Source organism: Proteus faecis, assembly GCF_030286765.1.
GTDB classification, from domain to species: domain Bacteria; phylum Pseudomonadota; class Gammaproteobacteria; order Enterobacterales; family Enterobacteriaceae; genus Proteus; species Proteus faecis.
The window spans coordinates 1-1,839 of the sequence record NZ_JASVWV010000046.1 but is presented as its reverse complement, the minus strand read 5'-3'; the positions used below and the strand labels follow the sequence as shown (position 1 = coordinate 1,839).

Genomic DNA, 1,839 nt, shown 5'->3' with positions numbered 1-1,839 from the left:
AGTATCAGATAAGACGTCCGGCATTAAACCTGATAATTCAAGTGCATATTTCATATCCTCAGATAACGGAAGAGACGTATCTGAGACCGTTTTTTCATCGGCAGAATCAGGTGTCTCCGGAGCAACCACGCCTTCCGCTTCTGCGTCTGCCATCGGCGGTATATCGCAGTAAATTCCGTTCTCTGTTTTTTCTGAAGTAACAGACTCCGAAGGTAATACCGATGTTACAGGGGGAGTTTCAGGTTGTGGCTTTTGCGCCAATTCAGCAGGCGCCAATGACACGATACTACTCTCCGGCAGTCCTTATGGCACTGAAGACGAAGCATCAGGCACAGACACAACGGGAGAACATGCCGGCAGTGTACCGGCGGGAAATGCAGCCAGTGCCTCATTCAGCACGCGCTGTAAATCATTATCACCGTTTACCTGCCCGGTCACCACGTCAGACAACGCCTGAAGCACCTTTGGTGTCCCCGACAACCAGTGAATAACCTTCTCCGGTAATAGTCTGAAAGCCATCATGGCCCCTGTTGTCCGGCGAAAATGAGCTATATCCGGAACCGGCTCATGAAAGCGAAAACGATACGGCTCTGATGGCGGACTGATCCCCGGCTGCCACGGTGACAGACTGTTCAGTTGCCCCTCAAACTGTGCGGTTAACGGCAACCAGTAAAACAGCCCGGTATAAAACACGCACACATTCCAGGCACTGAACTGACGGCTCTGCTCTTCCGACGGTAGTCCCCGGGGCAGCATCTCTTTCTGGGACATCCGCATACACCAGGCCGTCGTATTCAGCGTTAAATCCAGCAAGCCCCCTTCTCCGGCATATTTCCCGGTTTTTGATGCCGGCACACACTGAAGGCGCTCTGCCAGCGTCTGCAAAGGAGACAGGCAAAGTGCCCGGTACTGGTTATCCGGTAACGCCACCACCCGGCTGATTTGCTGTAACCAGTTTTGTCGCTGTGGTGTGGCCAGCAATATGTCAGCCGGCTTCGGTAAATAAAAACCGTCACTGTCACGGATAAATAATGCTTTTTCCTGCGTGTTTCCCGGGGAAACAGGTAATATTTTCTCTTCCGCTTTCCGGGAAAGCGATTTACGAAACCACGGTAACATCGGTGTTATGCCTCTTAAATCCAGCTAAAAAGATAACAACGCAATACCCAATAAAACATAAATTATTTTAATACCAGAATAAGTAAAAATAATAAATGCACTTTATTTTCATTACGTTAACTCTCCCACAAAAATCATTCCGGCAACAAAACATGAGATTGCATTAACAACGTATTCATTTTTTTGTCCCTGCCTGTTTCTGCTGCCAGGTTTGAATTGCCTTTTCATACGCATCCGCATTCACATGCTCCCGGGTCACCCCGCATTGCAGAATATTTTCCCGCCCTGACCAGAAGCCCGTATCTCTGTTTCTTTCCACTAACTGACATTCTGTCAGGTAATAACCTCCCCGTTCAGCCAGATTCTGTTCATTCCGGGCCATGAACTGACTCAGATATGGCCAGCTGAAATAACCGACAGCACATAAAAACCCCGGACTCACCACTAACGGAAACATCCAAAACGTTACCCACGCCCACACACGTTGCCCTGATTTATATCTCATCACACACTCCCTCCTCTCATTCAATGACGGCATCACGATAGCAACGCGGGGATAAAACAAAAGCCGAAATTAGTTTTCCGAAAAAAATAAAAAACCCGGTATCACTACCGGGTTTTCAGTCAATTGAATCGATACGGAAGCCTCACCCTCCGTAATGTGGTAATGAATCAAGAATATAGTCCGGTCCCGTCACATCCCGGAAACCGTCCTCATTC

At 48.5% G+C, this 1,839-nt stretch carries 2 protein-coding genes and 1 pseudogene; all 3 read right to left on the bottom strand.

Features of this window, described 5'->3' with window-relative positions; all coding sequences use genetic code 11:
- Nucleotides 1-282: pseudogene (locus tag QSH13_RS18370) on the bottom strand (TraI domain-containing protein); the annotation flags it as partial.
- Between the two features lie 21 nt (nt 283-303).
- A complete protein-coding gene (locus QSH13_RS18365) occupies nt 304-1,119 on the bottom strand; it encodes a TraI domain-containing protein (RefSeq protein WP_286039450.1) in 816 nt (271 codons plus the stop codon).
- Between the two features lie 175 nt (nt 1,120-1,294).
- A complete protein-coding gene (locus QSH13_RS18360; protein WP_286039451.1) occupies nt 1,295-1,624 on the bottom strand; it encodes a hypothetical protein in 330 nt (109 codons plus the stop codon).
- Between the last annotated feature and the right edge of the window lie 215 nt (nt 1,625-1,839).